Source organism: Marinobacter sp. F3R08, from assembly GCF_018860425.1.
Lineage (GTDB): Bacteria > Pseudomonadota > Gammaproteobacteria > Pseudomonadales > Oleiphilaceae > Marinobacter.
In genome coordinates this window covers 295745-322335 of the sequence record NZ_JAHKPI010000025.1, presented here as the reverse complement: position 1 = coordinate 322335, position 26591 = coordinate 295745, and the positions used below count along the sequence as shown (strand labels likewise).

The 26591-nt window shown below is 54.5% G+C and carries 27 protein-coding genes; 18 read left to right on the top strand and 9 right to left on the bottom strand.

The window, feature by feature from the left end:
* The first annotated feature begins 85 nt into the window (after positions 1-85).
* The 3 genes from aat (at position 86) to infA (ending at position 1812) form a co-directional block, all read left to right on the top strand.
* Positions 86-799 (top strand): leucyl/phenylalanyl-tRNA--protein transferase, encoded by a 714-nt coding sequence (gene aat, locus KO499_RS16840; RefSeq protein ID WP_215984919.1) that lies wholly within the window; start codon positions 86-88, stop codon positions 797-799.
* Positions 800-1513 carry an arginyltransferase gene (locus tag KO499_RS16835; RefSeq protein ID WP_215984918.1) on the top strand — a complete coding sequence of 238 codons (714 nt, stop codon included), beginning with the start codon at positions 800-802 and terminating at the stop codon, positions 1511-1513.
* An 80-nt stretch (positions 1514-1593) separates the two neighbouring features.
* Positions 1594-1812, top strand: coding sequence for a translation initiation factor IF-1 (gene infA / locus KO499_RS16830; RefSeq protein WP_008169200.1), 219 nt, complete (start codon positions 1594-1596; stop codon positions 1810-1812).
* Positions 1813-1916: 104 nt separating this feature from the next.
* Here infA and clpA read toward each other — a convergent pair whose 3' ends face one another.
* Both clpA and clpS read right to left on the bottom strand, forming a co-directional pair.
* Positions 1917-4187 (bottom strand): ATP-dependent Clp protease ATP-binding subunit ClpA, encoded by a 2271-nt coding sequence (clpA, locus tag KO499_RS16825; protein WP_215984917.1) that lies wholly within the window; start codon positions 4185-4187, stop codon positions 1917-1919.
* Positions 4188-4205: 18 nt separating this feature from the next.
* Positions 4206-4565 carry an ATP-dependent Clp protease adapter ClpS gene (clpS, locus tag KO499_RS16820; RefSeq protein ID WP_228340071.1) on the bottom strand — a complete coding sequence of 120 codons (360 nt, stop codon included), beginning with the start codon at positions 4563-4565 and terminating at the stop codon, positions 4206-4208.
* A gap of 306 nt (positions 4566-4871) precedes the next feature.
* Here clpS and KO499_RS19915 point away from each other — a divergent pair, with 306 nt between their 5' ends.
* The 8 genes from KO499_RS19915 (at position 4872) to KO499_RS16780 (ending at position 11893) form a co-directional block, all read left to right on the top strand.
* A complete protein-coding gene (locus tag KO499_RS19915; protein ID WP_215984916.1) occupies positions 4872-5168 on the top strand; it encodes a cold shock domain-containing protein in 297 nt (98 codons plus the stop codon).
* A gap of 174 nt (positions 5169-5342) precedes the next feature.
* Entirely contained in the window at positions 5343-5975 is a 633-nt protein-coding gene (locus tag KO499_RS16810; RefSeq protein ID WP_215984915.1) for a pseudouridine synthase, read from the top strand.
* Positions 5972-6436, top strand: coding sequence for an NUDIX hydrolase (locus tag KO499_RS16805; protein WP_215984914.1), 465 nt, complete (start codon positions 5972-5974; stop codon positions 6434-6436). The genes KO499_RS16810 and KO499_RS16805 overlap by 4 nt, the downstream gene beginning before the upstream one ends.
* Before the next feature lie 36 nt (positions 6437-6472).
* Positions 6473-7645: a tRNA 2-thiouridine(34) synthase MnmA gene (mnmA, locus tag KO499_RS16800; RefSeq protein ID WP_215984913.1), complete on the top strand. Its 1173-nt coding sequence runs from the start codon at positions 6473-6475 to the stop codon at positions 7643-7645.
* A gap of 11 nt (positions 7646-7656) precedes the next feature.
* A complete protein-coding gene (gene hflD, locus KO499_RS16795; protein ID WP_215984912.1) occupies positions 7657-8295 on the top strand; it encodes a high frequency lysogenization protein HflD in 639 nt (212 codons plus the stop codon).
* Between the two features lie 91 nt (positions 8296-8386).
* Positions 8387-9754 (top strand): adenylosuccinate lyase, encoded by a 1368-nt coding sequence (purB, locus tag KO499_RS16790; protein ID WP_215984911.1) that lies wholly within the window; start codon positions 8387-8389, stop codon positions 9752-9754.
* A 16-nt stretch (positions 9755-9770) separates the two neighbouring features.
* Positions 9771-10922 (top strand): cupin domain-containing protein, encoded by a 1152-nt coding sequence (locus KO499_RS16785; RefSeq protein WP_215984910.1) that lies wholly within the window; start codon positions 9771-9773, stop codon positions 10920-10922.
* A 5-nt stretch (positions 10923-10927) separates the two neighbouring features.
* The gene (locus KO499_RS16780; RefSeq protein ID WP_215984909.1) at positions 10928-11893 is read left to right on the top strand and encodes a GNAT family N-acetyltransferase; all 966 of its coding nucleotides are present in this window, start codon (positions 10928-10930) and stop codon (positions 11891-11893) included.
* On the opposite strand, the gene KO499_RS16775 is transcribed toward KO499_RS16780, so the two are convergent.
* A complete protein-coding gene (locus KO499_RS16775) occupies positions 11882-12892 on the bottom strand; it encodes a LysR family transcriptional regulator (protein ID WP_215984908.1) in 1011 nt (336 codons plus the stop codon). The genes KO499_RS16780 and KO499_RS16775 overlap by 12 nt on opposite strands.
* Positions 12893-13125: 233 nt before the next feature.
* Between KO499_RS16775 and KO499_RS16770 the strand changes: the two genes are divergently transcribed.
* Complete coding sequence (locus tag KO499_RS16770; protein ID WP_215984907.1) at positions 13126-13893, top strand: hypothetical protein; 768 nt, start codon at positions 13126-13128, stop codon at positions 13891-13893.
* Positions 13894-13946: 53 nt separating this feature from the next.
* Complete coding sequence (locus KO499_RS16765) at positions 13947-16295, top strand: hybrid sensor histidine kinase/response regulator (RefSeq protein ID WP_215984906.1); 2349 nt, start codon at positions 13947-13949, stop codon at positions 16293-16295.
* Here KO499_RS16765 and KO499_RS16760 read toward each other — a convergent pair.
* The gene (locus KO499_RS16760) at positions 16284-16775 is read right to left on the bottom strand and encodes a glutathione peroxidase (RefSeq protein WP_215984905.1); all 492 of its coding nucleotides are present in this window, start codon (positions 16773-16775) and stop codon (positions 16284-16286) included. The genes KO499_RS16765 and KO499_RS16760 overlap by 12 nt on opposite strands.
* A gap of 253 nt (positions 16776-17028) precedes the next feature.
* Here KO499_RS16760 and KO499_RS16755 point away from each other — a divergent pair, with 253 nt between their 5' ends.
* The 3 genes from KO499_RS16755 to htpX all read left to right on the top strand — a co-directional run bounded on the left by KO499_RS16755 (position 17029) and on the right by htpX (position 19700).
* Positions 17029-18243 carry a pyridoxal phosphate-dependent aminotransferase gene (locus KO499_RS16755; RefSeq protein WP_215984904.1) on the top strand — a complete coding sequence of 405 codons (1215 nt, stop codon included), beginning with the start codon at positions 17029-17031 and terminating at the stop codon, positions 18241-18243.
* A gap of 11 nt (positions 18244-18254) precedes the next feature.
* The gene (locus tag KO499_RS16750; RefSeq protein ID WP_215984903.1) at positions 18255-18725 is read left to right on the top strand and encodes a hypothetical protein; all 471 of its coding nucleotides are present in this window, start codon (positions 18255-18257) and stop codon (positions 18723-18725) included.
* Between the two features lie 93 nt (positions 18726-18818).
* Positions 18819-19700: a protease HtpX gene (gene htpX / locus KO499_RS16745; RefSeq protein WP_215984902.1), complete on the top strand. Its 882-nt coding sequence runs from the start codon at positions 18819-18821 to the stop codon at positions 19698-19700.
* 56 nt (positions 19701-19756) lie between these two features.
* On the opposite strand, the gene pdxB is transcribed toward htpX, so the two are convergent.
* From pdxB to KO499_RS16730, 3 genes are read right to left on the bottom strand one after another with little or no spacing between them, the layout of a single operon-like run.
* Positions 19757-20908, bottom strand: coding sequence for a 4-phosphoerythronate dehydrogenase PdxB (gene pdxB / locus KO499_RS16740; protein ID WP_215984901.1), 1152 nt, complete (start codon positions 20906-20908; stop codon positions 19757-19759).
* Positions 20909-20925: 17 nt separating this feature from the next.
* Positions 20926-22209 (bottom strand): DEAD/DEAH box helicase, encoded by a 1284-nt coding sequence (locus KO499_RS16735; protein ID WP_215984900.1) that lies wholly within the window; start codon positions 22207-22209, stop codon positions 20926-20928.
* Positions 22210-22215: 6 nt separating this feature from the next.
* A complete protein-coding gene (locus KO499_RS16730; RefSeq protein ID WP_228340022.1) occupies positions 22216-22770 on the bottom strand; it encodes an elongation factor P hydroxylase in 555 nt (184 codons plus the stop codon).
* A 187-nt stretch (positions 22771-22957) separates the two neighbouring features.
* Here KO499_RS16730 and dsbD point away from each other — a divergent pair, with 187 nt between their 5' ends.
* Complete coding sequence (dsbD, locus tag KO499_RS16725; RefSeq protein ID WP_215984898.1) at positions 22958-24856, top strand: protein-disulfide reductase DsbD; 1899 nt, start codon at positions 22958-22960, stop codon at positions 24854-24856.
* 9 nt (positions 24857-24865) lie between these two features.
* Here the strand turns inward: dsbD and tusA are convergent, their stop codons facing one another.
* The gene (gene tusA / locus KO499_RS16720) at positions 24866-25105 is read right to left on the bottom strand and encodes a sulfurtransferase TusA (protein ID WP_215984897.1); all 240 of its coding nucleotides are present in this window, start codon (positions 25103-25105) and stop codon (positions 24866-24868) included.
* 86 nt (positions 25106-25191) lie between these two features.
* Between tusA and KO499_RS16715 the strand changes: the two genes are divergently transcribed.
* Positions 25192-25482, top strand: a complete 291-nt coding sequence (locus KO499_RS16715; protein ID WP_215984896.1) for an antibiotic biosynthesis monooxygenase family protein — start codon at positions 25192-25194, stop codon at positions 25480-25482.
* On the opposite strand, the gene rlmM is transcribed toward KO499_RS16715, so the two are convergent.
* Positions 25479-26555 carry a 23S rRNA (cytidine(2498)-2'-O)-methyltransferase RlmM gene (gene rlmM, locus KO499_RS16710; protein WP_215984895.1) on the bottom strand — a complete coding sequence of 359 codons (1077 nt, stop codon included), beginning with the start codon at positions 26553-26555 and terminating at the stop codon, positions 25479-25481. The two genes, KO499_RS16715 and rlmM, sit on opposite strands and share 4 nt — an antisense overlap.
* Between the last annotated feature and the right edge of the window lie 36 nt (positions 26556-26591).

Below are 26591 nucleotides of genomic sequence, written 5' to 3'. Positions count from 1 at the left end.
CCGGGAGGACGGCCTACCCAGGCAAGACTCCCTGGCTCGCTCGAAACGAGATCAACGTAATACAGGCAGTAACCACCGGAGAAGGATGACATCACTACCCTGGCTTGACCCGGACCAACTATGGTTCCCTCCCGCCGATGAAGCCCTGGACGACCCGGACGGTCTCCTTGCCCTTGGCGGCGACCTGTCCACAGAGCGACTAATCCAGGCCTACCGAAACGGCATTTTCCCCTGGTATAGCGATGATCAGCCCATTCTTTGGTGGTCACCAAATCCCAGGTGTGTCCTTTTTCCAAACGAAATCCACGTCTCACGCAGTCTGCGCCGTACGCTGAACCAGGAAAACTTCCAGGTAACTGCAGACAGACACTTTGGCAGAATTATTCGCCTTTGTGCCTCCACCAGGGCTGAAGGCACCTGGATTACCCAGGAAATGATAGCCAGTTATTCAGAACTGCACCGTATGGGCGTTGCCCACTCCATTGAGGTCTGGAACCGGCGCGGCGAACTTGCCGGCGGCATGTATGGACTAGCCATTGGCCGGTGTTTCTTTGGCGAATCCATGTTCTCCCTTGGGACCAACGCCTCTAAAGTTCTCATGGTTCACCTCGCGAACCAGCTTCGGCTCTGGGGTTACCGGATCATAGACTGCCAGGTTGAGAGCCGACACCTACTGACCATGGGTGCGCGTACAATTCCCCGAAACGAGTTTTTATCTATACTGAACATGAACGTTGATCAGCGACCGGATCAAGCCGACTGGAGCTTCCACTGGCGTTGGCCAGGGCTGGAGGTATGAATGAGCAATCTCAGAACCCTGGTGTTTTTTGCCACACCACCGCACGATTGCAGCTATCTGCCAGACCGCGAGGCAATCACCATGTTTGTCGATCCGAGGGCCCAGATCGATAAGAAACTCTACAGCCAGCTCACCGCTCTGGGCTTTAGACGCAGCGGGTCGCACTACTACCGGCCGCACTGTGAACAGTGCAATGCCTGCACGCCAGTTCGACTGAAAGTGGATGATTTCAGACCAGACAGAAGTCAGCGACGGGTACTCAAGAAAAATGCCGATCTAGAATGCACGATGGTGCCAGCAACCTTCACTGAAAAGTACTACCAGCTCTACGCCAGCTATATTGAACAACGACACAAGACCGGAGACATGTACCCGCCTTCGCGCGAGCAGTTCACCTCGTTTTTGGTGGAAGGAGCAACTGATTCCTGGTTTCTGGAAATCCAAAAAGATGGCCGACTTGTGGGGCTGGCAGCAGTAGATCTCCTGGACGAAGGACTCTCTGCCATTTACACCGTATTCGACCCCGATCTGGAAGACCGAAGTCTCGGCACCTACGCGATCCTCTGGCAAATCGAAGAGGCTCGCCGCAGAGGGCTTCCCCATCTGTATCTTGGTTACTGGATCAAACAATGTCGCAAAATGAACTACAAAACCCGCTTCCGCCCGATTGAAGCGCTTCGAGACGGGCACTGGCGTGAACTGGACCCCGGCTAACTTTGCCAAACGCCGATAAATCAGGCAGAATTGCGCAATTTAAAATTACGAGAAGCATATCCAAACGAGGTTTCTACTGAATGCCGAAATCAGATGCCATTGAAATGGAAGGCGTTATTATCGATACCCTTCCAAACACCATGTTCCGCGTTGAGCTTAGCAACGGCCATGTTGTGACTGCTCATATCTCCGGCAAGATGCGTAAGAACTATATCCGCATCCTGACAGGTGACAAGGTCAAGGTTGAGCTGACTCCCTACGACCTGAGCAAGGGCCGTATCGTCTACCGCGCCCGTTGATGCTCCCGTGACATCTGAAAAGCCCCTCCGGGGGCTTTTTGCGTTCGGGCATAAAAAAAAACCGCTGTCACTTATCCTGACAGCGGTTTTTTTGATCAAGCAACTCAGACGGCTTCCGCTGGCTCGTCCTCGTACTCAAACACCAGCTCGTCATCGCGAAGATGAATGAAGACATCCCCTCCTTTTTCTGACAAACGCCCGAACAGAATTTGCTCAGCCAACGGCCGCTTGATTTTATCCTGAATCAAGCGAGACATCGGACGCGCACCCATGGTTACATCATAACCCTTCTCGGCAAGCCAGGACTTCGCCTCATCGTCCACATGCAGAACCACATGTTTCTCATCCAGCTGGGCCTGCAATTCAGTCAGGAATTTATCCACCACGTGAGTGATGGTATCCATTTGCAGATCGCCAAACTGAATAATTCCATCCAGACGGTTACGGAATTCCGGTGTGAATGTTTTGCTGATAATCTCCATACCGTCCGTGCTGTGATCCTGTTCGCTGAAGCCAATTGAGCGGCGAGCCATGCTCTCGGCGCCAGCGTTGGTAGTCATCACCAGAATCACGTGACGGAAATCCGCCTTTCGACCGTTGTTATCGGTCAGCGTGCCATGGTCCATGACTTGCAACAGCAGGTTGAACACCTCCGGGTGGGCCTTTTCTATCTCATCCAGCAAAAGCACACAATGCGGATGCTTGTTCACCGCCTCGGTTAGCAGACCGCCCTGATCGTACCCAACGTAGCCGGGGGGCGCACCGATCAACCGGGAGACGGTGTGGCGCTCCATGTACTCGGACATATCAAAGCGCACGAGTTCGATGCCCAGGATCTTCGCTAACTGCTTGGTAACCTCGGTCTTACCGACACCGGTAGGACCTGCGAACAGAAACGCACCTTCAGGCTTCTCGGGCGCTTTCAATCCGGCACGGGCCAGCTTTATTGCGGTGGACAATGATTCGATAGCAGGATCCTGACCAAAGACCGTCATTTTTAGATCCCGCTCCAGATTCCGAAGCAGATCCTTATCGCTGGTAGATACATTCTTCGGCGGTATGCGGGCAATATTCGCCACTACATCTTCAATATCGGTGACATCAACGGTTTTCTTGCGCTTACCCTCGGGCTGCAACCTTTGACGCGCACCGGCCTCATCGATGACATCAATGGCCTTATCTGGCAGATGGCGATCGGTGATGTAACGGTCAGAAAGCTCCGCAGCCACACGCAGTGCCTTATCTGTGTACTTGAGATCATGGTGCTTTTCGAAATTCGGCTTAAGGCCTTTGAGGATCTGATAAGTGTCCTCAACGCTGGGTTCGTTTACATCAATTTTCTGGAAGCGTCGGGCCAGCGCACTGTCTTTCTCGAAAATGCCCCGGAACTCCTGAAACGTAGTTGATCCGATGCACCGGATTTCACCGGAACTCAGCATGGGTTTAAGAAGGTTTGAGGCATCCATAACACCACCGGAAGCAGAGCCCGCGCCGATAATGGTATGAATCTCGTCAATAAACAGAATCGCGTGACTCTCCTTCTTGAGTTCGGCAAGCAACCCTTTCAGTCGTTTTTCGAAATCACCTCGATACTTGGTGCCGGCAAGAAGAGCCCCCAGATCCAGGGAATAGACAACAGCATCGGAGATGATTTCCGGCACCTGACCATCCACAATACGCTTGGCCAGGCCTTCAGCGATAGCGGTCTTGCCAACCCCGGCTTCACCCACCAGCAGCGGGTTATTCTTGCGGCGACGAACCAGGATTTGCACAACCCGTTCGACTTCATGCTCACGCCCGATCAGCGGGTCAATGCGCCCCTGGCGAGCCTGTTCATTCAAATTGGTTGCGTAGCTTTCAAGCGGCTTGGATTGACCGCTTTCCTCGCCGGGTTCGTCATGAGAAGCCTGATCGTGACCCTCTTCATCTTCAGCACCCTGGACTCTGGAGATGCCATGGGATACAAAGTTGACCACATCGATGCGGGCAATGCTCTGCTTCTTGAGCACATACACCGCCTGGCTTTCCTGTTCACTGAAAATGGCCACCAGCACATTGGCGCCGGTTACCTCTTTCTTCCCCGAGGACTGCACGTGGAAGACCGCCCGCTGCAGGACACGCTGAAAACCCAGCGTCGGCTGCGTTTCACGCTCACTGTCGCTACTCGGAATCAATGGCGTTGTTGAATCCACAAATTCGACAAGTTCGTCCTGAAGCCGCTTGAGGTCTGCACCACAGGCTTTCAGTACACCCACTGCCGAATCATTATCCAGAAGAGCCAGCAACAAATGCTCCACAGTCATGAACTCATGACGCTTATCCCGGGCATTCTTGAAGGCCGTATTCAGCGTAATTTCTAAATCTTTGCTCAGCATGGGCCACCCCTACGTCTTTCAGTCCGCACGTTCAATCTCGCAAAGGAGCGGATGTTCGCATTCCGAGGAATACTGGTTCACCTGTGCCGCCTTTGTTTCCGCGATGTCCCGGGTATATACCCCGCATACAGCTTTTCCCTGTGTATGGACGAGCAGCATCACCTGCGTCGCCTTTTCCTCGTTCATTCCGAAGAATGTCATCAACACTTCCACAACGAAATCCATGGGCGTGTAATCATCGTTCAGGAGCACAACTCTGTATCGCGCCGGGCGCTTGAGAGCAGGCTTTTCGGGAGCAACGCTGAGGTCATCCTGTCGCCCCGGTTGTTCGTCCTCCCCCTGATTGAATACTAGTAGAGAATTTTCGATAGTCCGCATCATTCCTTACCGGTTTATCGGTGCTCCTGTTAAATGTGGATGTCCGCCCCGGGGTTTTCAAGCGGGGCATGCGATATTTATCAATACGAACATGATACCGCTTCCAGACTGCGTTCAACCACACATTCCGGGAATACAGGCTATTGACTCGCTGCCCCGATTGGCCGAAAGTAAAATTGCATTGTAAAATAATGTAAATCCATGCAAGGCTTATGTAACAGGGTTCGGACCGGAAGTGCGACGGCACCGATAGGCAATCAGAGAACTAACAAGAACAAAGACAGCAGAAGAACAGGGGAGTTCATCATGCCAAGAGGCAAGGTCAAGTGGTTCAATAATGCCAAGGGGTACGGATTCATCATCGAAGACGGCTGCAGTGACGACCTGTTTGCGCACTTTTCTTCAGTGCAGATGGAAGGCTATAAGACTCTCAAAGCCGGTCAGGCCGTAACGTTCGAAAAAAAGCCCAGCGACAAAGGCATTCACGCGGTCAATATCGTCCCTGACGAGTTGCCCGACAGCAAGGCGCAGACAGGCACGGAGAATGACACTGCCCTGAAGTCAGGGCGCGACGGCTACCCGCCGCGCGCAGTAAACGCCTGACCGACCCCTTGCACCGGTATAGCTACCCCCACCGGTAACCTGCTGGTGGGTCCCTACTGCTTGTGTCCCAAAGAGAGGTTTTTCTCAGAAGCGCCTGTGCAACTTTGCCGACTGGTTCTTTTGCAGTACCCTGCTCGCTTCAAAGAACTCGAAATCCCGGGAACGTAGCAGCCCATGGCAGAACTCGTACTATTCAATAAACCTTTTCAGGTTCTGTGTCAGTTTACCGATGATGGCGCTTCCGGCAACGACTCACCAAGAGCCACCCTGGCGGACTACCTGCGAATACCGAGTATCTACCCAGCCGGCCGGCTGGATTACGATTCCGAGGGACTGCTTCTGCTGACCGCCGAAGGCTCTTTGCAGCATCGTATTGCCTCCCCATCCCTTAAAATGCCCAAGACATACTGGGTTCAGGTAGAAGGCGACATTTCGGATCAAGCCCTGAAAAAACTGGCGGCCGGCGTTGCGCTGAAGGACGGCCTCACCCGACCTGCCAAGGTTTGCAGAATAGCCGCTCCAGCGGTTTGGCCCAGAGTGCCCCCGGTGCGTCATCGCGATACGGTTCCGACCACCTGGATTGAATTGACCATCGCCGAGGGAAAGAACCGACAGGTCCGGAGAATGACTGCCGCTGTAGGATTTCCAACACTGAGATTGATCCGCTATCGTATCGGCGACTGGACTATCGAAGGTCTGGAACCGGGCGCCCATCGCAAGGTTACCGTCAACCTTCCAGCACCAGAAAAATCACTCCGTCGTAGCAAAGCCATCGGCGCCCGACCCGGGAGAAAACGTAGATCATGACCTGGACACCCCACGCGACCGTCGCCGTCATTGTTGAAGATGACGCCGGCCGATACCTGATGGTTGAAGAAATCAGCGGAGGTCGGGTTGTTTTCAACCAGCCCGCAGGCCATGTGGAGGAAAATGAAGCCATTCTGGAGGCCGTTCGCCGGGAAGCTCTGGAAGAGACTGGCTGGGAGATAGAGCCGGTGCACTTCCTCGGCATCTACACCTACAAGTCGCCTGCAAATGGTGTCACCTACTACAGATTCTGTTATGCCGCTCGGGCTCACTCCAGAGTGACCGACACCCTGGACGAAGGCATTATCTCCGCCCACTGGCTGACCTTCGATGAAATCCGGGGATTGGGCGCAAAACTACGCAGCCCCCTCGTGCTTCAGTGCATAGAAGATTACCGAAACGGTCGAAAATACCCGCTTGAAGTGGTGGTGGACACGCAGACGTCGCTTCCGGAAAGATGATAAACTTTCGGTTTTTTAGCCGGTAATGAAGCTGTCATGACCAACGCACCCGAAGCTCACTCTTCCATCAGCAGGACCAGCACCCGAGTCATTGTCGGGATGTCTGGCGGCGTTGATTCTTCTGTCGCCGCCTGGCTTCTCAAGGATCAGGGCTACCAGGTTGAAGGTTTGTTCATGAAGAACTGGGATGAGGACGACGGCACAGAATACTGCACCGCAATGACGGATCTGGCCGACGCTCAGGCAGTTGCCGATGCCATCGGGATCAAACTTCACACAGCCAGTTTCGCCGCTGAATACTGGGATCGGGTGTTTGAGCACTTCCTCTCCGAATACAAGGCCGGACGTACACCCAACCCTGACATTCTGTGCAACAAGGAAGTCAAGTTCCGGGCGTTCCTGGATTACGCCGTCACCCTTGGCGCCGACTACATTGCGACAGGTCATTACACCCGACAAAGGCCCACTGCCAACACCCCCGGCAAATCACAGCTTCTCAAAGGGCTGGATCCCAACAAGGATCAAAGCTATTTCCTGCATGCGGTGTCCGGAGACCGGATCGCAAAGACCCTGTTTCCTGTTGGTGAGCTTGAAAAACCTGAGGTACGTCGGATTGCGGAACGACAAGGTTTCGTGACCCATGACAAAAAGGATTCCACCGGAATCTGTTTCATCGGTGAACGTAAGTTCCGGGACTTCCTGAAGCAGTATCTTCCGGCCCAACCCGGCGATATAGAAACACCGGATGGTCAGAAGATTGGCCGACATCAGGGCCTTATGTACCACACAATTGGTCAGCGCCAGGGTCTCGGCATCGGCGGGCTCAGTGAGTTTGGCGACCAACCCTGGTACGTTGCAGAAAAAGATCTCAGCCGCAATGTCCTGATCGCGGTTCAGGGAAAACAGCATCCCCTGCTGTTTTCCCGCGGCCTGGTATCGGGACTGATTGACTGGATTGCTGGCGAGCCACCTGCGTCGACATTCCGTTGCAAAGCCAAAACCCGCTACCGCCAGCCAGACCAGGATTGCGAGGTGACCACGATTGATGGTGGTGTACGGGTAGACTTCAACGATGCCCAGCGCGCCGTCACTCCCGGGCAATCTGTCGTTTTTTATGATGGTGACGTATGCCTCGGTGGTGGCGTCATTGAAGAAACCTGGCGGGATGGAGAACAATTACCTGCCCGCCTGACAGACCCTCGCGCCTAGGAAGAAACTGCATGAGTCGTTCCCTGAAAGACCAAACCCTGGCCCTCGCCGGAGTTTTTCAGGCCACCAACCTGGTCCAGCAGATTGCCCATAACGGCCAGTGCAATGAGGCCAGCCTGGAAACGTCAATTCGCTCCCTGTTTGCCACCAACCCAGAGAACACACTGGACGTATACGGAGGTGAACTGCGGGATATCCGTGAAGGCCTCGTCACCCTCGCGTCGGTGCTCAGCCAGCAATCCCGGCAACAGGATATAGAAGTACTTCGCTATGCCCTTAATCTTGTCCAACTTGAGTCCAAGCTGAACCGCAGCTCCGATATGCTGGATGTAATTGGCAGCCGCATTGATCAGGCCAGGCATACTGCAAACCATTTCGGGTACACACACCCCAACCTGATCAGTAATCTGGCTTCGGTCTATGCTGACACCATCAGCACCTTTCGCTTGCGCATCCAGGTCAGCGGCAACCCCTCGGTACTGCAACAAGAGGAGAATGCCGCAAAAGTAAGGGCTCTGCTGCTCGCCGGCATCCGTTCCGCCGTACTCTGGCGCCAGACCGGTGGACGCCGCTGGCAGTTACTCTTTGCCCGAAAAAAGGTTATCCGTCTCGCTCAGGACCTGGCCGAGCAAGCCAATCACCCTCTCTAGCACTGACGGCGCTGATTCACTGCCTTCGGTGGTGTATGATATTGGCCTCCTGTTTTTTTGATCCGAACTTTGATGATTTGAGAGGTTTTCGATGGAACTCACCGCCCTGACCGCCATTTCCCCGGTCGATGGACGCTATGGCAGCAAGGTCAGCGTCTTCCGTGAAATTTTCAGTGAATATGGCCTGATCAGGAACCGGGTAACCGTCGAGATCCGCTGGCTGCAGAAACTGGCTGCCCATCCCGGCGTTACCGAGGTGCCGGCCTTGTCAGCCGATGCCAACAAGGTTCTCGACCGTCTGGTAAGCGAATTCAGCCTGGAAGACGCCCAGCGCATCAAGGATATCGAGCGCACCACCAATCACGACGTAAAAGCGGTTGAGTACTTCATCAAGGAGAAGATCGCCGACGTTGAGGAACTGCACGCAGTCACAGAGTTCGTTCACTTTGCGTGTACCTCTGAGGACATCAACAACCTCTCCCACGCCCTGATGCTTCGCGAAGGCCTCGATCTCGGTCTGCTTCCCGCGATGGACCGGGTGATCGACAAGCTTGCCCAGTTGGCCCATGACCACGCCGAACAGCCCATGCTGTCTCGCACCCACGGGCAAACCGCCTCCCCCACCACAGTTGGTAAAGAACTGGCAAACGTGGTGCACCGCCTTCGCCGGCAGGTGAAACAGATCCGCGCAACCGAACTGCTGGGTAAGATTAATGGCGCTGTCGGCAACTACAATGCCCACATCTCGGCCTATCCGGAAATCGACTGGGCCCTGAATGCCCGGGAATTCATCGAGAGCCTCGGCCTCGACTGGAACCCATACACCACCCAGATTGAACCGCACGATTACATCGCCGAGCTGTACGACGCCGTGGCCCGATTCAACACCATTTTGATCGATCTGGACCGGGATATCTGGGGCTATATCTCTCTCGGCTACTTCAAGCAGAAGACGGTGGAAGGCGAAGTGGGCTCTTCAACCATGCCCCATAAGGTCAATCCCATCGATTTCGAAAATTCGGAAGGCAACCTTGGCATCGCCAATGCCCTGTTGGGCCACCTCTCTGCCAAGCTGCCTATTTCACGCTGGCAGCGTGACCTGACCGACTCCACGGTACTCCGCAATCTGGGTGTTGGTTTTGCCCACAGCCTGATCGCTTACGAAGCCACGCTTAAAGGCCTCGGAAAACTGGAAATCAACCCCTCGCGTCTGGATGAAGACCTGGACCATGCCTGGGAGGTGCTTGCGGAGCCGATTCAAACCGTGATGCGCCGATACAACATCGAGAAACCCTATGAAAAACTCAAAGCGTTGACCCGCGGCAAGGCAATGACTCCGGAAGTGATCAAGAATTTTGTCGAGAGCCTCGATATTCCGGACCAGGCCAAGGCAGAACTGATGGCACTGACTCCGGGCCGGTATATTGGTAACGCCGTCGATCAGGCACAAAACATCTGAATTCGGGAGTACACCCATGGACATGCTCGGCGGACTGACACCCTCTGAATTTCTGCGCGATTACTGGCAGAAAAAACCACTGGTGATCCGCCAGGCCTTTCCAGGCTTCCAATGTCCGGTCAGCGCCGATGAGCTTGCCGGCCTGGCCTGTGAAGAAGGCGTCGAATCGCGCATCGTCATTGAAGATGATAATGGCAAGCCCTGGCAGTTGCACAACGGCCCCTTCTCTTCGGACCGGTTCAGTACATTACCCGAGCAGAACTGGACCTTGCTGGTTCAGGGACTGGATCACTGGGTGCCGGACATTGCCGATCTTCTGGAACACTTCCGTTTTATCCCCAACTGGCGCCTGGATGACATTATGGCGAGCTTCGCGCCAACAGGCGGCAGTGTTGGCCCCCATTACGATCAGTATGACGTTTTCCTGCTGCAGGCGCAGGGACACAGACGCTGGACGTTCGGGGGGCATTGCGACCAGTCATCGCCCCGGGTGGAAGGTACCCCCCTTCGCATTCTGAGCAGCTGGGATGGCGAGGAAACCGTCACTCTGGCGCCGGGTGACATGCTTTATCTGCCCCCGGGTATCGGTCATCACGGTATCGCTGAGGACGATTGCATTACGCTATCGGTGGGCTTCCGGGCACCAACCATAGACGACATTCTCACCGGCTTCACCGACTTTCTGTCCAATCAGTCTGATGCCTCCGACCATCTGAATGATCCGGACCTGCAGGTTCAGGACAACCCGGGCACCATTCAGCCTGATGTCGTCGACCGGCTTGAAGACGTCATCAGAGAAAAGCTCGGAGATCGGCGACAGCTGACCCTCTGGTTTGGCCAGTATTCGACAGCCCCCAAGAGTATGGACATTGTCGTGCCCGCCGAGGAACCGGCATCTGCGGAGGATATCGCTGAGGCAGTTAACGCCGGTGAGCAAATGCGCTGGAATGAAGGCTCCCGTTTCGCCTACTACGATTTCGACGATGAAACCGCCCTGTTTATTGATGGCGAGCAGTTTTTGCTGAAGGGCGACGCCCGTCCACTGGCACAGTTATTGTGCTCCGCAGCTCAGGTCGACATGGCTGCACTTGCGCGGCATATCGAAGATGAGGCGCTGCTTGGTCTTCTGACGACGCTGTATAATCAAGGTTCGGTTTACTTCGAATAAGCGCTATGAGCATCCGTTTTCGCAAATACTGCTGGCAACTGGCCCCGGCATCCATTCGGGATATTCGCCAGAAGGTATTTATTGACGAACAGAACGTCCCCCCGGAACTGGAGTGGGATGAAACGGACGAAATTGCCGATCACTACCTCGCGGTGCTACCAGACAACACCCCTGCAGGCGTTGCCCGGCTGTTTTCGACGCTTGAAGAGACCGGCCATATCGGCCGAATGGCGATATTGCCCCAGTGCCGGGGACAGGGCATCGGAGAAAAACTGCTCAGGCACCTGATCACAGAATCCGCCAGTCGATTCTCCGAGCTCAGGCTTTCCGCCCAGGAGCACGCTATTCCCTTCTACCAGCGCTCTGGCTTCCATGTCTGTTCGGACGTTTATGACGACGCTGGCATTCCTCATTTTGACATGCGTTGCCTGGCTCCGGACCTTGCCGCCGAGGGACTCGAGAACAGGAACCAGCCGATGATTCTGGGCAGCGACACGGGTTCCTGGTTATTTGAAACCGAGACCAGACTCGTGAATCTGATGGATTCCGTGGTTGGCCAGGCCGGTCAGCGTATCTGGCTCTATGATCGCCTGCTTGAGCATGAACTGTATGACCGGCTCCGTTTCCGGGAGCTGATCTCCGCACTTGCCCGTCGCCAGCGGCTCAGTGAGGTCCGGCTGCTGATCCACGACGACAAACCCCTGGTCAAGCGCCGGCACTCGCTGGTCGAGCTGATGCGCCGGCTCCCCAGTAGCGTGGAACTCCGCCTGGTCAACGATGACTACCCGATTGAGGATCAGCCATTCATCCTGGCCGACCGGGAGGGAGTGGTTTACCGGCATAACTTCTACAAGCCGGAAGGGTTTGCCAATTTTTCAGACAGCGGCCGGGTGAAACTGCTTTCCGAAAATTTCCAGCGTATGTGGGATGCCGCACGGCCCTCCCTGGAACTGCGGGACCTACCGCTCTGAGTGATGGGCCTGTGGCGCATCCGGCGCTTCGAATTTTGCTCCGAACGGTGCGAACTCGGTATCCACTTCACTGGCCACTTCAGCGATCAGTTTTCTCAGCCATTGATGGTCCGAGTTATGCTGCAGAAGCGGGCTCCAGGCCATCTTGAGTTCGAACGGCGGGATCTCGAATGGCGGCACCTTGACCACCAGATTCGCGTTGTCTTTCTGCAGCCAGGCTGCACGAGACGGCAAGGTGGCAACCAGATCGTGCTGTTCTGCCAGAAGCATCGCTACCTGATAATGCCTGGTGAACACAGAAATCTGTCGCTTGCGCCCCATTCTTGTGAGTGCTTCGTCAACCCATCCCAGTCGCTGAACGTCCTTGGGATTCACTCCCACACCGACACCGAAGCCCGTCTTGCTTACCCAGATATGACTGGCATCCAGATAGGTGTCCAGAGTAAACGGCTCCCTCAAAACCGGATTTCGGGCATTCATCAGACAGGCGAAATATTCGGTCCAGAGCGTTTTCTGGTGAAAAGACTGGGGAATCTTGTCAAACCGGTTAATAGCCATGTCGAGCCGCCCCTGCTCTACATCAAGGAAACTGACATCACTGGGCGTCAACACATCAAGGGTGACGTGCGGAGCTTCTTGCCGGATCCGTCTCAATACGCGCGGCATCAGACAGGATTCGGCATAGTCACTGGCCATGATTCTGAACACGCGCTGGCTTTCCAGGGCTGAGAACGGCGTTTTCTCCTGCACCGCCTGTTCAATATCGGACAGGATACCCCGCACCAACGGTTGCAGTTCCCGAGCACGCTCCGTAGCGGTCATCCCCTCACTGGTTCGCACCAGAAGTGGGTCACTGAACAGATCCCGCAGCCGTTTCAAGCCGTTGCTCATGGCAGGCTGGGTGATACCCAGGTGGTTGGCGGCCTTGGTGACATTCCGCTCGCGCAAAAGCACATCCAGATAGACGAGCAAATTCAGATCAACACGGGAAATATCCACAGAAACTCCGAAAAGCCTAAAAAACAGTAAAAACCACACTCATCCAGAGCAACAATATACAGCATCCCGAAGTTTCACAGAATCAAACCGCAACACGAAGTTTCACATTTGAAAAAGGATCTGGTGCGCTATTTCTGCTAGTCTTTCTGATACTTGCTGACTAATATCGGTATTTGCGGTTAGTCATATACCTGCCATTCATTGGCCCCGTAGCTGGAGTCGTTACTGACAAAATGAATACCACTACGATTGTCATCCTTCTGACGGTTATCGTTACCGTCTCGATTGCCATCATTGTGCTCAGCCAGATGCGAGAGCGCGCCCGTATTGAGCGGGCCCGCAAAATTACGGCACATGAAGACACCTACAAAAGAGCCTATCGGCTGCTGACCGAAATTCCTGGTCAATATCTTACAGCTGACCTGAAGCTGCTCCTGATCATCCGCATGGAGGAAGCCTGCACTGAGTTGACCAGCCTAAAATCCGATCTGCCCGTCAAGGAGTGGCAGAGCTCAGCCGCAGAATTAAAGAAAGCGATCGTTGAAAAACGGGACAAAACGACTCCGGTCAGGATCGACTCTGCCGAAAAGTCGAATTATGTCAAAGAGTTGTTGCAGAGTTTGTTCAAAATGATCGAAGCTATGCACAAAAGCGGGCGAATTGATGCCTCCACTGCGAAGAAAAACCTCAAATACGTGCTTTTCCTTGTCCACAAGACACACGCAGATCTCCACGTATTTCAAGCCCGGGACTTCGTTCGGCAAAATCAGATCCGAAAGGCCATACACGCTTACCATCTGGCCAGTACAGAGATGGGGAAATCCCGGGACAATCCCCTCGCCATGAAAGCAGTCAAGAGTTTCAGAACCCGCATCAAGGAATTGGAAGCAGCAGGAGTAGAGGGCCAGGAAAGCCCGAAGGGAGAATCCAATCTGGATCGGGAATGGGATACCTTCCTTCACGACGACGAGTGGAAAAAAAAGGCTGATTACGACAACTGACGGCATAAAGCAGGTCGCCGTTGCAGGTCTGCTAACAGAGACAGTGCAAACTCGTGAGCAAGGGCTTCAAACAGCGACTTTCCTACAGACTGACCCGAGACACGGTACTGGTTGCCATGGCACTCGGGCTGGTGCTGAACATTATCCAGATTACACTGGACTACTTCAGTGCCAACGAGTCGATGGAAAAAGAGATCGAAGCACTGATCGATATCAGCAACAGTCCGGCCTCCCAGATTGCCTACAACATTGACGTTCGACTGGCGGAAGAATTACTGGATGGCCTGCTTCGCCATCCCGCCACCATTGATGCACGAATTACCGACACCGATAACGGCACCATGGCGGCGGCCAGCAAGAGCAGCCCGATATCGTCCTATCGCTGGCTCAGTGATCTGCTATTCGGGCCCGACCGGGTATTCCGGCAGGAATTGCAGGTCCCGCAACTTGAGGATCTGGCGCTCGGACACCTGATCGTCACCATCGATACCTATCATTATGGCGCGATGTTTCTCCAGCGCGCCGGATACACGCTGATCAGCGGGATAATGAAAAGTCTTATCCTGTCTGCCGCATTGCTCGCCATTTTCTATTTCGTTCTTACCCGTCCCATGCTGAACGTGATCAGTGCACTGAGCCAGGTGCAAGCGAGCACTCCCGAAAAGGTCAGGCTTCCAGTTCCGGCAAACCATCGGGAAGACGAGATCGGGACTATGGTAGGCATTATCAACCAGCACCTCGAGGCCATTGACTCGAGCTTGGCACAACTCCGAAACGCCAAGAGTGCCATGAAGAACTACTCCACCGAACTGGAACAGGAGGTGGCCGATCGTACCCGTGAGATCTCCGAGAAAAACGAAGCACTGCAACGTGGCAACCGGGCGCTGGTCAAGGCAAAGGAAGATGCGGTCCGACGTGCGCGGGCAAGGGCAAATTTTCTTGCAAGCATGAGCCACGAAATCCGCACTCCTCTCAACGGTGTTCTCGGGATGCTTGGTCTGGCGATCGAGGGCGAACTGGATCCAGCCCAACGCAACAGAATTGAGATAGCCCTGAACGCCGGAGAGAGCCTGCTCGGACTACTTAACGACATACTGGACATCTCAAAAGTAGAGGCCGGGAAACTCAATCTGGAAAACATTCCGTTCAGTGTCCGGCACTTGATAGAAGAGTGCTCGACACTCCATGCCCAACAAGCCCGCAATAAACACATTCACCTGGTCACCGACATCGACTCTGACCTGCCCGAAGATTTTCTGGGAGATCCAACACGGGTACGCCAGGTGCTCAATAACCTTCTGAGTAACGCCATAAAGTTCACCGACGAAGGCAGCGTGAACATCCGGGCAGCTTATTCCGGGGGTAGCTTGAGCATCGACGTGGTCGACACAGGGATCGGTATGTCCGACGACGGCCTGCACCGAATTTTCTCCCCTTTCTCCCAAGCTGACATCGACACCACCCGACTCTACGGCGGAACCGGTCTCGGCCTGACACTCTGCCGTCAGTTGGTAGAGCGCATGCATGGCCAGATTCGGGTGGATTCCCAAAAAGGCCGCGGCACCCACTTCACCGTCACGCTACCGCTGCCAGTTTATGAAGCCAGTGGCGACCATACTCGGCCCAGAATGGACACCCGTCTAACCAAGATCGGCGTTGCCATGGCGATACCGCAGGACAATCCGCATCGGGCTGCCATCGAAGCCCAGCTTAAGAACTGGGGGATACCAATACGCGACGCCAGCAGACACCCGAATGGTATCCTGCTGGCGCTGGCCGACATCAAGGATGAAGAAACCTTGGCACTTGCTGCCGATTGGAAAGGCGCCGGGGTTGTTCTTGCAGACCCTACCGGCGTTATGCCACCGGCAAAGGGGCAGACTCAACACCTGTCTCTGCCACTGCGACGACATGAATTACTCCGTTGTCTGGGCCGGGCTGCAGGCCTGGTCACCCGGGACAATGAGTTCCAAACTCCAACCAAGCAGACCAGGCAAACCAGCCTTGAGTCCCCACTGAAGATCCTTCTGGTTGAAGACAACCAGGTGAATCAACTGGTGGCAAGCAATCTGCTAAAGAATCTGGGACACCGAACTGACCACGCCGAAAATGGCCTTCAGGCATTACAGGCACTGGAACAGACCCACTACGACCTGGTGCTCATGGACTGCCAGATGCCTGTTATGGACGGTTATAAAGCAACACAGAAAATCCGGCAAAATCCCGAGTGGAAGGATCTGCCAATCATCGCCGTTACCGCCAATGTGATGCAGGGTGACCGTGAAGACTGCCTTGCCTCAGGCATGAACGACTACGTTACCAAGCCCTACAGGCGAGATGAGCTCAGGGCAGTTATTGACCGGTGGCGGCCCCCTGCCCCGCCCGAGAAATCAACCCGGTAGCAGTTGCTCAATGTCGGCCCGAATATCTCCCGGTTTTGTGGTGGGTGGGTAGCGACGAACCACGCTTCCATCTGGCCCAACCAGAAACTTGGTGAAGTTCCATTTCACTTTCTCCGACCCCATGAGCCCTTTGGCTTCGCGTTTGAGAAAACGGAACAGTGGATGGGCATTGTCACCATTAACCTCAATCTTGGAAAACATGGGAAAATCGACACCATAGTTGAGACTGCAGAACTGGCTGATCACATCCTCGTCTCCCGGGTCCTGATTCATGAACTGGTTACACGGAAAGCCCAGAACCTCAAATCCCCTGTCACCCAATTCAGTGTGAAGCGCCTGCAAGCCTTCGAACTGTGGCGTGAAACCACATTTGCTGGCCGTGTTCACAATCAGAAGCACCTTGCCCTGGTACTCTGCCATGCTCCTCTCGTTACCCTTGATATCCCGCACGTTGAAATCGTAAACCGACTCGCCTGCCATGAGTTTCTCCGCTCAGTGATTTTTATTTCTCCGGGTCCCATTGTTCACAACACAGGGTAAAAAACCATGGCATTACAGGCTGAACCAGGGCCAATTTTAAAATCCGCTTCAGGTTTGTGAGCTAAATCTGCCTCAACTGGCCACAATTCATCATAATTCCCCTGTTGCCGCCCGCCCTCGCTCCGCTAGAATAAAGGCTTGTCATAATGACATGCCCCATTTTTCGATCCCAAAAGAAGGACGTCCGAGTCTTATGCAGAACTACTACAAATCCGCCAAACTGGATAACGTGTGCTATGAAATACGTGGCGTAGTTCTGCAGGAAGCACGTCGACTGGAAGAAGAAGGGCATCGGGTGCTCAAGCTCAACATTGGTAACCCCGCTACCTTTGAACTGGATGTTCCGGAAGAAATCCAGCAGGACGTCATCTATAACATGCACCTCGCACAGGGCTATGTTGAATCAAAAGGACTGTTTTCTGCCCGCAAGGCCGTCATGCACTATTGCCAGCAACGGGGTATCGATAAAGTCGATATTGACGATATCTTCCTGGGCAATGGCGTCAGCGAACTGATCGTCATGACCATGCAGGCCATGCTTAACACTGGCGATGAAGTGCTGATACCAGCCCCCGATTACCCTCTGTGGACTGCGGCCGTCACCCTTTCCAGCGGCAAGCCAGTGCACTACCGTTGCGACGAAGAACAGAACTGGTTCCCGGATATCGACGATATCCGCAAGAAAATTACCCGCCGGACCCGGGCCATCGTTCTGATCAACCCCAATAACCCGACCGGCGCCGTCTATTCTAAAGAGCTTCTTGAGCAGGTGATCGAACTCGCTCGCAAGCATAACCTTATCGTTCTTTCCGACGAGATCTACGACAAGATTCTTTATGACGGCACACAGCATATTTCCACTGCGTCTCTGGCCGATGACGTGCTCTTTTTCACTTATAACGGTCTGTCCAAGAACTATCGCGCTGCCGGATACCGATCAGGCTGGATGATCATCAGCGGCGCCAAGCATCTGGCAAAGGATCTGATTGAGGGCATTGATATGCTCTCCAACATGCGGCTGTGCGCCAACGTCCCAGCCCAACTTGCGATTCAGACAGCACTTGGTGGTTACCAGTCCGTCAACGATCTGGTAGCACCCGGCGGGCGTCTGTACGAGCAGCGGGAAACAGCCTGGAGAATGCTCAACGACATTCCCGGGGTCAGCTGTGTGAAACCGCAGGGCGCTCTGTACCTGTTCCCGAAACTGGACCCCAAAAAATTCCCCATCGCAAACGATGAAAAACTGGTCCTTGATCTTCTTTTGCAGGAAAAAATTCTGCTGGTGCAAGGGTCCGCGTTCAATATTGATGACAAACAACACCTCAGAGTGGTTTTCCTGCCCAGGGAAGACACCCTGGAAGATGCCATGGGAAGGCTTGGTAATTTCCTTGGCAAATACCAGCAATAACGGGGAATACCATGGCAGATATTCATGTCGAAGAATTCTACAAGGATTCGGCCATTGCTCTGGTACAGCTTTATTCCGCCTTTCCGCGGCGGATAAACCTGTTTGTAGAAGACATTGCCGGACCAGATGAGCCCGACGAGTTTGGCCTCCACAGCAAACGACATATGGCCTGTTTTGGCGCCCTGCTCTGGCTGTCGGAGGAAGGCCTGCTCCGATACGTCGATACCATTCGCCAGGAAGCGCTGGATCAAGCGGTGCTGACCCGAGACGCGTTTATCCGCCTGAGCGCCCCGGCGCCTCAGGCACTGATCAACGAAACAGGAATCCCCACAGAGGGCGCGACCGATGGTTTGCCCCTCTCGGTTCAGGAAGATCTCTCCACCCATATACACCTGATCCGCAGTGCCCTGCGCAGTGGCAACTCCGCCAGAATCACCCATATCATGCAGGCAACCTTTTTCAGGGACCACACCGATCATTAAATCCGTGTAAGCTTGTTGATTGGTTGAACCGTGCCCACATCTAATTCTGAACGGCTATTTTTCTTTCTGTGACAAACTGACCAGGAAACAAACATGCGCATTTTGCTGTTTCTAGCAACCAACCTTGCTGTCATTATCGTCGCCAGCTTTACACTGCGACTTCTGGGAGTGGATAGTTATCTCGCCCAGAATGGTATTCAGTATGGCTCCTTGCTGGCTTTTGCCACTGTCTTCGGATTCGCCGGTGCCATCGTTTCATTGTTGATATCAAAGCGAATGGCCAAGTGGAGCACCAAGGCCCGGGTCATTGAATCACCGCGAACACCGGCTGAACGCTGGCTGGTGGATACGGTTGCAGAGCTGGCCAACAATGCCGGTATCGGCATGCCGGAGGTAGCCACGTTCCCGGCATCTCAGTCCAATGCCTTTGCAACGGGCTGGAATAAAAACAACGCCCTGGTTGCCGTCAGTGAGGGCCTTCTGCATCGGTTTAACAAAGATGAGATCCGGGCCGTTCTGGGACATGAAATTGGCCACGTTGCTAATGGAGACATGGTTACTCTGGCGTTGATCCAGGGTGTCGTAAACACCTTTGTGATTTTCGCGTCCAGGGTCATCGGTTCCTTTGTCGACCGGGTAGTTTTCAAAAATGAAAACGGCCATGGCATTGGTTTTTTCGTTGTCAGTATCATTGCCGAAATCGTCCTCGGCATACTGGCCAGCACCATCGTATTCTGGTTCTCTCGTCGACGAGAATTCCGGGCAGATATCGCCGGTGCCCAGCTTGCGGGCCGATCAGCCATGATCAGCGCTCTGGCACGGTTGAAGCAGGAAAGTGAAGTGCCCGACCAGATGCCAGACACCCTTCAGGCGTTCGGCATTAACCGTGGAGCCCGGGCCGGTCTAAGCGCACTATTCATGACTCATCCGCCATTGGATGACCGGATAAAGGCGTTGCAGAGCGCGAAACTGTGACAAAAAAGCCGGGGTTTAATGACCCCGGCTTTTTTGGTTAAGGAGGAAAGCCTGTATCAGATTTTCAGTTTGAAACCGATGTCCCGGAAACTGTCCTGCAGAGACTTGCTGGTTCCCTTGAGCTGAATCCTGAGACTGGAACACTCACGACGCACCGGATAGTCCCGGCGCAGCCGGTCAAACGCGACACCCCGCTCTTCAATAGACCCTTTCATGGCGTTGCGAAGCATCGCATCGTCCCGCCGAGGGTCGTAACAGGCCCTGAGCGCAATGCGGATCGCATCCTCTTCGTCTGCTGAACTGGTAAAGGATATTTTGCTAAGCGCTGGCTCCGGAAGAAACTGCCCCGCCTTTTTGCGAACCGGCAAGCCCAGAAACCTGCACAGAGCCTGATAGATCATTTCCGTTCCCTGAACCTTACCTTCGAGACTGTATCCGGCAATGTGCGGTGTCGCGAGCCAGATCCGCTCCATGAGCTCAAGATGAATTCTCGGTTCCTGCTCCCAGACATCTAAAGCCACGGTAGGCGCATTACTCTGGTCGAGACGTGCCAGCAGCGCCGAGGAATCAATAACCTCACCACGACCGGCATTAATAAGAAGTTGGTTCGAGTTCATGGACTCAAGCTGCTTCTGTCCGACCAAATGCAGCGTGGGATGGCGCCCCTCCCGGGTCAGGGGTGTGTGCAGAGAAACCACATCACACGTCATAGCCTCGGTGAGCGTCACAAACTCGTGTTCATCCTCACCGGCGTCAGCTCTGGGGGGGTCGCAAAGGCGGACATTAAAACCAAGGCGCTCCAGCTTGTGCGCCAATTCACTACCCACATTGCCGACCCCGACAATACCGACGCTAAGCTGAGACCAGTCTGACAAACCATTGCGCTCTGCATACAATGACAGAACGGACAATACATACTCCGCCACACTGTTAGCATTGCAGCCCGGCGCGGCCGAGAACCGAATCCCCGCCTGTTCCAGCCAGTCCAGATCGACATGATCGGTACCGATCGTCGTGGTACCAACAAACCGAACCCGACTCCCTTCTAAAAGCTCCCGGTTTACCTTGGTGACCGAACGAACCAGCAGCACATCGGCATTCCGGACATCCTCACTCGACATGGCACGACCGGAAACCCTCCGAATCTCACCAATATCACCAAAAAACGAATCCAGTAGAGGGATATTTTCGTCTGCTACAATCAACATGATGGTGTCCGGCCTTTTCAGTTCCTGCGCTGGCGTTGATTGCGCCCACCCTGGCTACGACCACCCGGCCCCTGCGGCCGTCGACCGCGCCGGCGAGTAATTGGCGGGTTTTCCATCGTCGCCATGAGAGCCTCATCGGGCACCGCTGTCTTCAGCTTCTGGCTGATGTAGGATTCGATCGCCGGGAGTGCGAAAGAATCATCCTCACCAGCAAAACTGATCGAAACACCATGCTTACCGGCCCGACCTGTGCGACCGATACGGTGCACATAATCCTCGGCATTATCTGGCAGATTGTAGTTAAAAACGTGGGTAACGCCGTTAACGTGGATGCCACGACCGGCCACATCAGTGGCCACTAATACCTGAATACTTCCCTTCTTGAACTGATCCAGCGTTTTCAGGCGTTTGTTCTGGGCAATTTCGCCAGACATCAGAGCTACTTTCACGCCCTGGTTCCGGAGATCCTCTTCCAGGTCCCGGCACTGATCCCGACGGTTTGCAAACACAAGTGCTTTTTCCACTTCGGGTCGTTTCAGGAAATTGACGAGCACCGGCAGCTTTTCATCGTCGCCGACAAGATAGACCGTTTGTTCAACCCGTTCTGCCGTTTTCTGTTCCGGCTCGATCTCGACAAACTCCGCATTGCTTGTCCACATGGAGGCGAGATTCAGGACGTCCTGATTGAACGTGGCACTGAATAACAGGGTCTGACGTTCATCCTTGGGCGTGCACTTGCGGATTATCCGTTTAACATCCGGGATAAAACCCATATCCAGCATTCGATCGGCTTCATCAAGAATCAGGATGTCGAGCTGATCCAGAAACACATCCTGAGATCCGAGAAAGTCGATCAGGCGCCCAGGTGTGGCAACGAGAATATCCACAATCCCGTTCTGAAGCTGGTCCCGCTGCTTGTCATAGTTCATGCCGCCCACAACCGTTACCACATTGTGCCCGGTATGCTGGCATAATTGTTCTGCATCCTTCGCGATCTGCATGGCCAGTTCACGGGTGGGAGCCAGGGCAAGTACCCGAGGCTCGGAGGCAAAACGGTCTTTTTCAGGAATCGGAGCCTCCAGGAGACTCTGGATTGCGGTGATCAGAAACGCTGCGGTTTTACCCGTGCCCGTTTGCGCTTGACCGATCAGATCTTCGCACGCCAGTGTCCAGGGAAGCGTTTCTGCCTGAATGGGTGTGCAGTATTCAAAACCAATGGCCGTAATGGCATCCAGCAAACGCTTGTCGAGGTTCAGATCGTTGAACTTCAGATCGCCGGTGTGTTTTGGGTCAGATGTCATATCGTCTCAGTTTTCCTGGGAATGTCCTGATTCAGAATAAATCGGAGCGATGCGCCGGGCATCTTCATGCCAGCGCTCTTCAAGAGTCTCTCCGGTACCATAAAAGGTTGCTAGCGAATCAAAAAAAACCTGGGCCCGGGGCGGCAACCGACGCTCCAGATACTCGCCCGCCTGTTTTCTCACGTTGTATCGAAATCGCTTTTCGTTAGCGGCGCCAACTCCGGAAAGGTTGTCCACGCTGATGTGAAAACGAGTACCTGCAGCGACCGAAAACAACCATTCAATCGCCTGTGGCCTGACCTCAACCTGCTCAAATGCTTCTTGCTGCTGAAGTGTACGGCCATCCGGACAGTACCAGTAACCATAGTCGTGAAGTGTGCGCCGGTACTCACCAGCAATACACCAGTGGCTTATTTCATGCAAAGCGCTGGCATAATAGCCGTGAGCAAAAATAACCTGTGCAAGACCCTCAGCCCCCCGGGCAGGCACATATTCAGGTTCATCGCTGCCTTTGACAAGAACTGTCCGGTACGTCTCCCGGAACAGGTCATTGAACAGCATGATAAGATCATTTGGACTGTGATTCATTGGGTGGCTATTGTGCGACTTTACTGGACCCAATACCAGAGGGAACTTTAACAGCGGCCTCTTGTCCACTGCTGGCGTGAGCCGGCAGCAATTACGCTGTAACATTCCGACTTTGGACGACTCCGACAAGAGAAACACCAACCAGGAAATCTTACAATCGATGATGGCTGTCGCTGCAGTAACGAAGATGAAACACCAGAGAGTGAATCCGCTTAACCTGCTTTTGGCGCTCACCCTGATGCTTTGGGCCTCTCCTTCGGCCTGGGCCTTTGGCACCAACGGAGGCTCCCTGTTCGGTAACCAGGACAATGGCTTTCTGCCCGTCGACGAAGCGCTGCCCTTCAGTTTCAGTACCGATACTGGCAGTGTGCTTCTCTCCTGGGATATCACCCCTGAACACTACCTGTATCGCGATCGGGTAACGATCACCGCCACCGACCCGAACGTGGAGCTTGGGGAACCTGAGTTTTCAGCGCCGGGCACAGTGACCGAAGACGAATTTTTTGGCACCACCACCGTTTTTTTTGATCCCGTTGACGTTCGGGTTCCGGTTTCGCTTCCGGCCGGTGCCCGCGAGGCTCAACTCCAGGTAACCTATCAAGGTTGCGCCAAGGCAGGATTGTGCTATCCCCCTCAGACCCGGGATGTGCTGTTTTATCAGGGCAGCGGTGGTTCCGGGTCACAACCAACCTTGACAGGAACCGTTTCAAGCAACGTCAGCACTCCAGCGGACACTGAAACCGCCAGCGGGCTTGCAGGCTTTCTTGCTCAGCAGTCCACGGTTGTCATCGCAGGAGTGTTTCTGCTTCTGGGGCTTGGCCTCACATTCACACCTTGTGTTTTGCCCATGGTACCCATTATTTCATCGCTGGTTTCCGGCAGAAACACACGAACCACGGCACACGCCCTGCTCTTATCGTTCAGCTATGTTCTCGGCATGGCACTGACCTACGCTGCGGCTGGCGTGTTGACAGGCCTGCTCGGCGCCAGTTTCAACCTCCAGGCACAATTGCAGTCACCATGGGCTCTGGGCACCTTTGCGCTCCTGTTCGTGGTCTTTGCCATGTCCATGTTCGATTTGTTCGAGATCCAGCTGCCACGTTTTATCCGCGAACCGATCAATGAAGCCAGCCATCGGCTAACTGGCAGCCGGGTCGTCAGTATTTTCGGCATCGGCGCCCTGTCAGCGCTGATCGTGTCACCCTGCGTGTCGGCTCCGCTGGCTGGCAGCCTGCTGTACATATCCACAACCCAGGACGCAGTAATCGGCGGCGTGGCACTGTTTGCACTCGGCCTTGGCATGGGCATCCCGCTGATCCTGGTGGCCGTGGGTGGTCGGAAGCTACTCCCAACCACCGGCCACTGGATGACTGCTGTAAAACACTTCTATGGCGTGATGTTGCTGGCTGTCGCAATCTGGCTGGTGGAACGCCTGGTTCCTGGCTGGCTGGCACTGACTCTCTGGGGTCTTCTGGTTGCCATCACCGGCGTCCAGTTGGGCGCCTTTGATGCTGCCAAAGCGGGCTGGGAGCGAACCCGTAAAGGCCTTGGCCTGGTACTTTTCGCATACGGCCTGGCTTTGCTCGCAGGTGCGGTGGGCGGTGCCAATGATCCATTGAAACCTCTGGCCCCATTTACGCTGGCTTCCGCATCGCCCACTGGCCACGGCACCGGCGCTGCCCGGCATGCGGATTTCTTGCGCGTCGAACGCCCCACCGACATTCGGGCCATGCTGCAGCAGGCCGAAGAGCAGGGCCGGCCCGTTCTGCTGGACTTCTATGCCGACTGGTGCATCTCCTGCAAGGTTATGGAGCGCAACGTGTTCAGCAAGCCGGATGTCATCCAGGCACTTGATCCCTATACACTGCTGCAAATCGATATGACCGAGAACACACCGGAACAACAAGCCATGTTAGACGAGCTCGGACTCTTCGGGCCGCCGGCCATTCTTTTCTATGGCAGCGACGGAGCAGAGCTGTCCGGGCGGAGGGTGCTCGGCGAGATGGATCGGGACGAGTTCCTCAGTCACCTCCGGACACTACGCCCGGAAGTGATGTAAGCACGGTCGCTATTGCCCCCGGCGGATCAGGTAGATAAACAGCTCGCTGGTCTCGGTCTGATCGATCAACTCATGACCAAGGAACTGGCAGAATCTGGGTATATCCCGGGTGGTGGAGGGATCCGTGGCTACAACTCTCAAGACACCACCGGACTCAACGTCGTTGATCCGGTTGTGAAGCATCATCACCGGTTCCGGGCAGAAAAGGCCGCGGGCGTCCAGCTCCAGGTCGTATTCGGTTTCGCTCACACCACATCTCCTGTTAATGAACCTGATTTTTCTATAAAACCTGCTAAATTACTGTTTATAACTGTATAAAAACATGGAGAACTACCATGATCCGGGTTCTGATTGAACGCCATATTGCTGAAACCCTGGAAACAGCTTACGAAGAACGTTCGCGCAAGGTTCTGCAGCAGGCTGTCAGTGCTCCCGGCTTTATTTCCGGCGAGACGCTGGTTGACAGCCACGACCCCAATCACCGGATAACACTGGCTAACTGGCGATCCGAAGCAGACTGGGATCGCTGGTTTCACTCTGAAGAACGCCGAGCGCTCATGCTGGAGCTCATTCCCATGATGGACGAGGAAGAACACATCACCGTTCTGGAACAAAGCGCGTTTTAGCCCGTCCTCTCGATGAAGCAGGTAATCTCTTCCCGGTCATGATAAAGGTGGCGGGCTTTCAGACGAAAACCAATGCCCGACGCCTGTAACCCTTCGACGAGAATATCACGGCAGATCAGCCACTCGTCATAACGCTTTTTCATCGGTAACTTGAGATTAAACACGGTATAACGACAATAACCATCGCCGACCCAGGAAACCGCCAGTTTTGCAGTTTTACGTGGCTGATCCACGATATCGCACACCATCCAGTCGATACCTCTTTTAGGGCGCCAGCTGTAACCATCGGCCTCTACGTGCTCCACCTGTCCCGAAGCCATCAATTCCGCATCCATGGGGCCGTTGTCAACTGCGGTTACCATCATACCCTGACGAACAAGCTGCCACGTCCAACCACCAGGCGCGGCTCCAAGGTCCGCCGCTTTCATGCCACCACCGAGATAGTCCAGCTCCTGATCCGTTGGCAGAAACACTTTCCAAGCCTCTTCCAGCTTGAGAGCGGATCGGCTGGGCGCTGACGCAGGGAGCCTGAGACGAGGAATGCCACCGACATACCGTGCCCGATTGTCTGCAAGACTATAACCGACAACCACCGAGGAGAAGTCCGGCAGAAAAATCTCCAGTCGTGCAGGCGCAGAGACGTTCTGGTCGGCCTTAAGCAAACCAGCCCCACGCAAGCCTCGGGAGAGCGGAGAGACCCACTTTCGGGCAAAATTTCCGAGATCGCCATCCGAATTGTTCTCCGACAGCCGGATTTCCAGCCGTGCACAGCCAGGATAGCCGCGCTCAAGGCCCCTGAGCCCATCTATAACGGCCCCAACCCTGTCCGCCTCCGGTAAACTGAATTCTCCCAGCACAACAATCCAGTCACGAACGAACACCAACTCATCAAGGGCAAGACGAGTCATCAAATCGTCTGCGGTCTCGGGCGCAGCCGGGTAAAAACGAATCAGGCCCTGATTTTTGACAGGCTCGAAGAAGCCGAAAATATTATATTTCGCGGCTGAATCGGTTAATTCACGGCCCGCTTCGGTTTCAAAACCGGGCCTGCAAAACGCAAGAATCTGTTCCATGCCGTACCTGAATGAGGGCTGTTGACCAACCCGTAA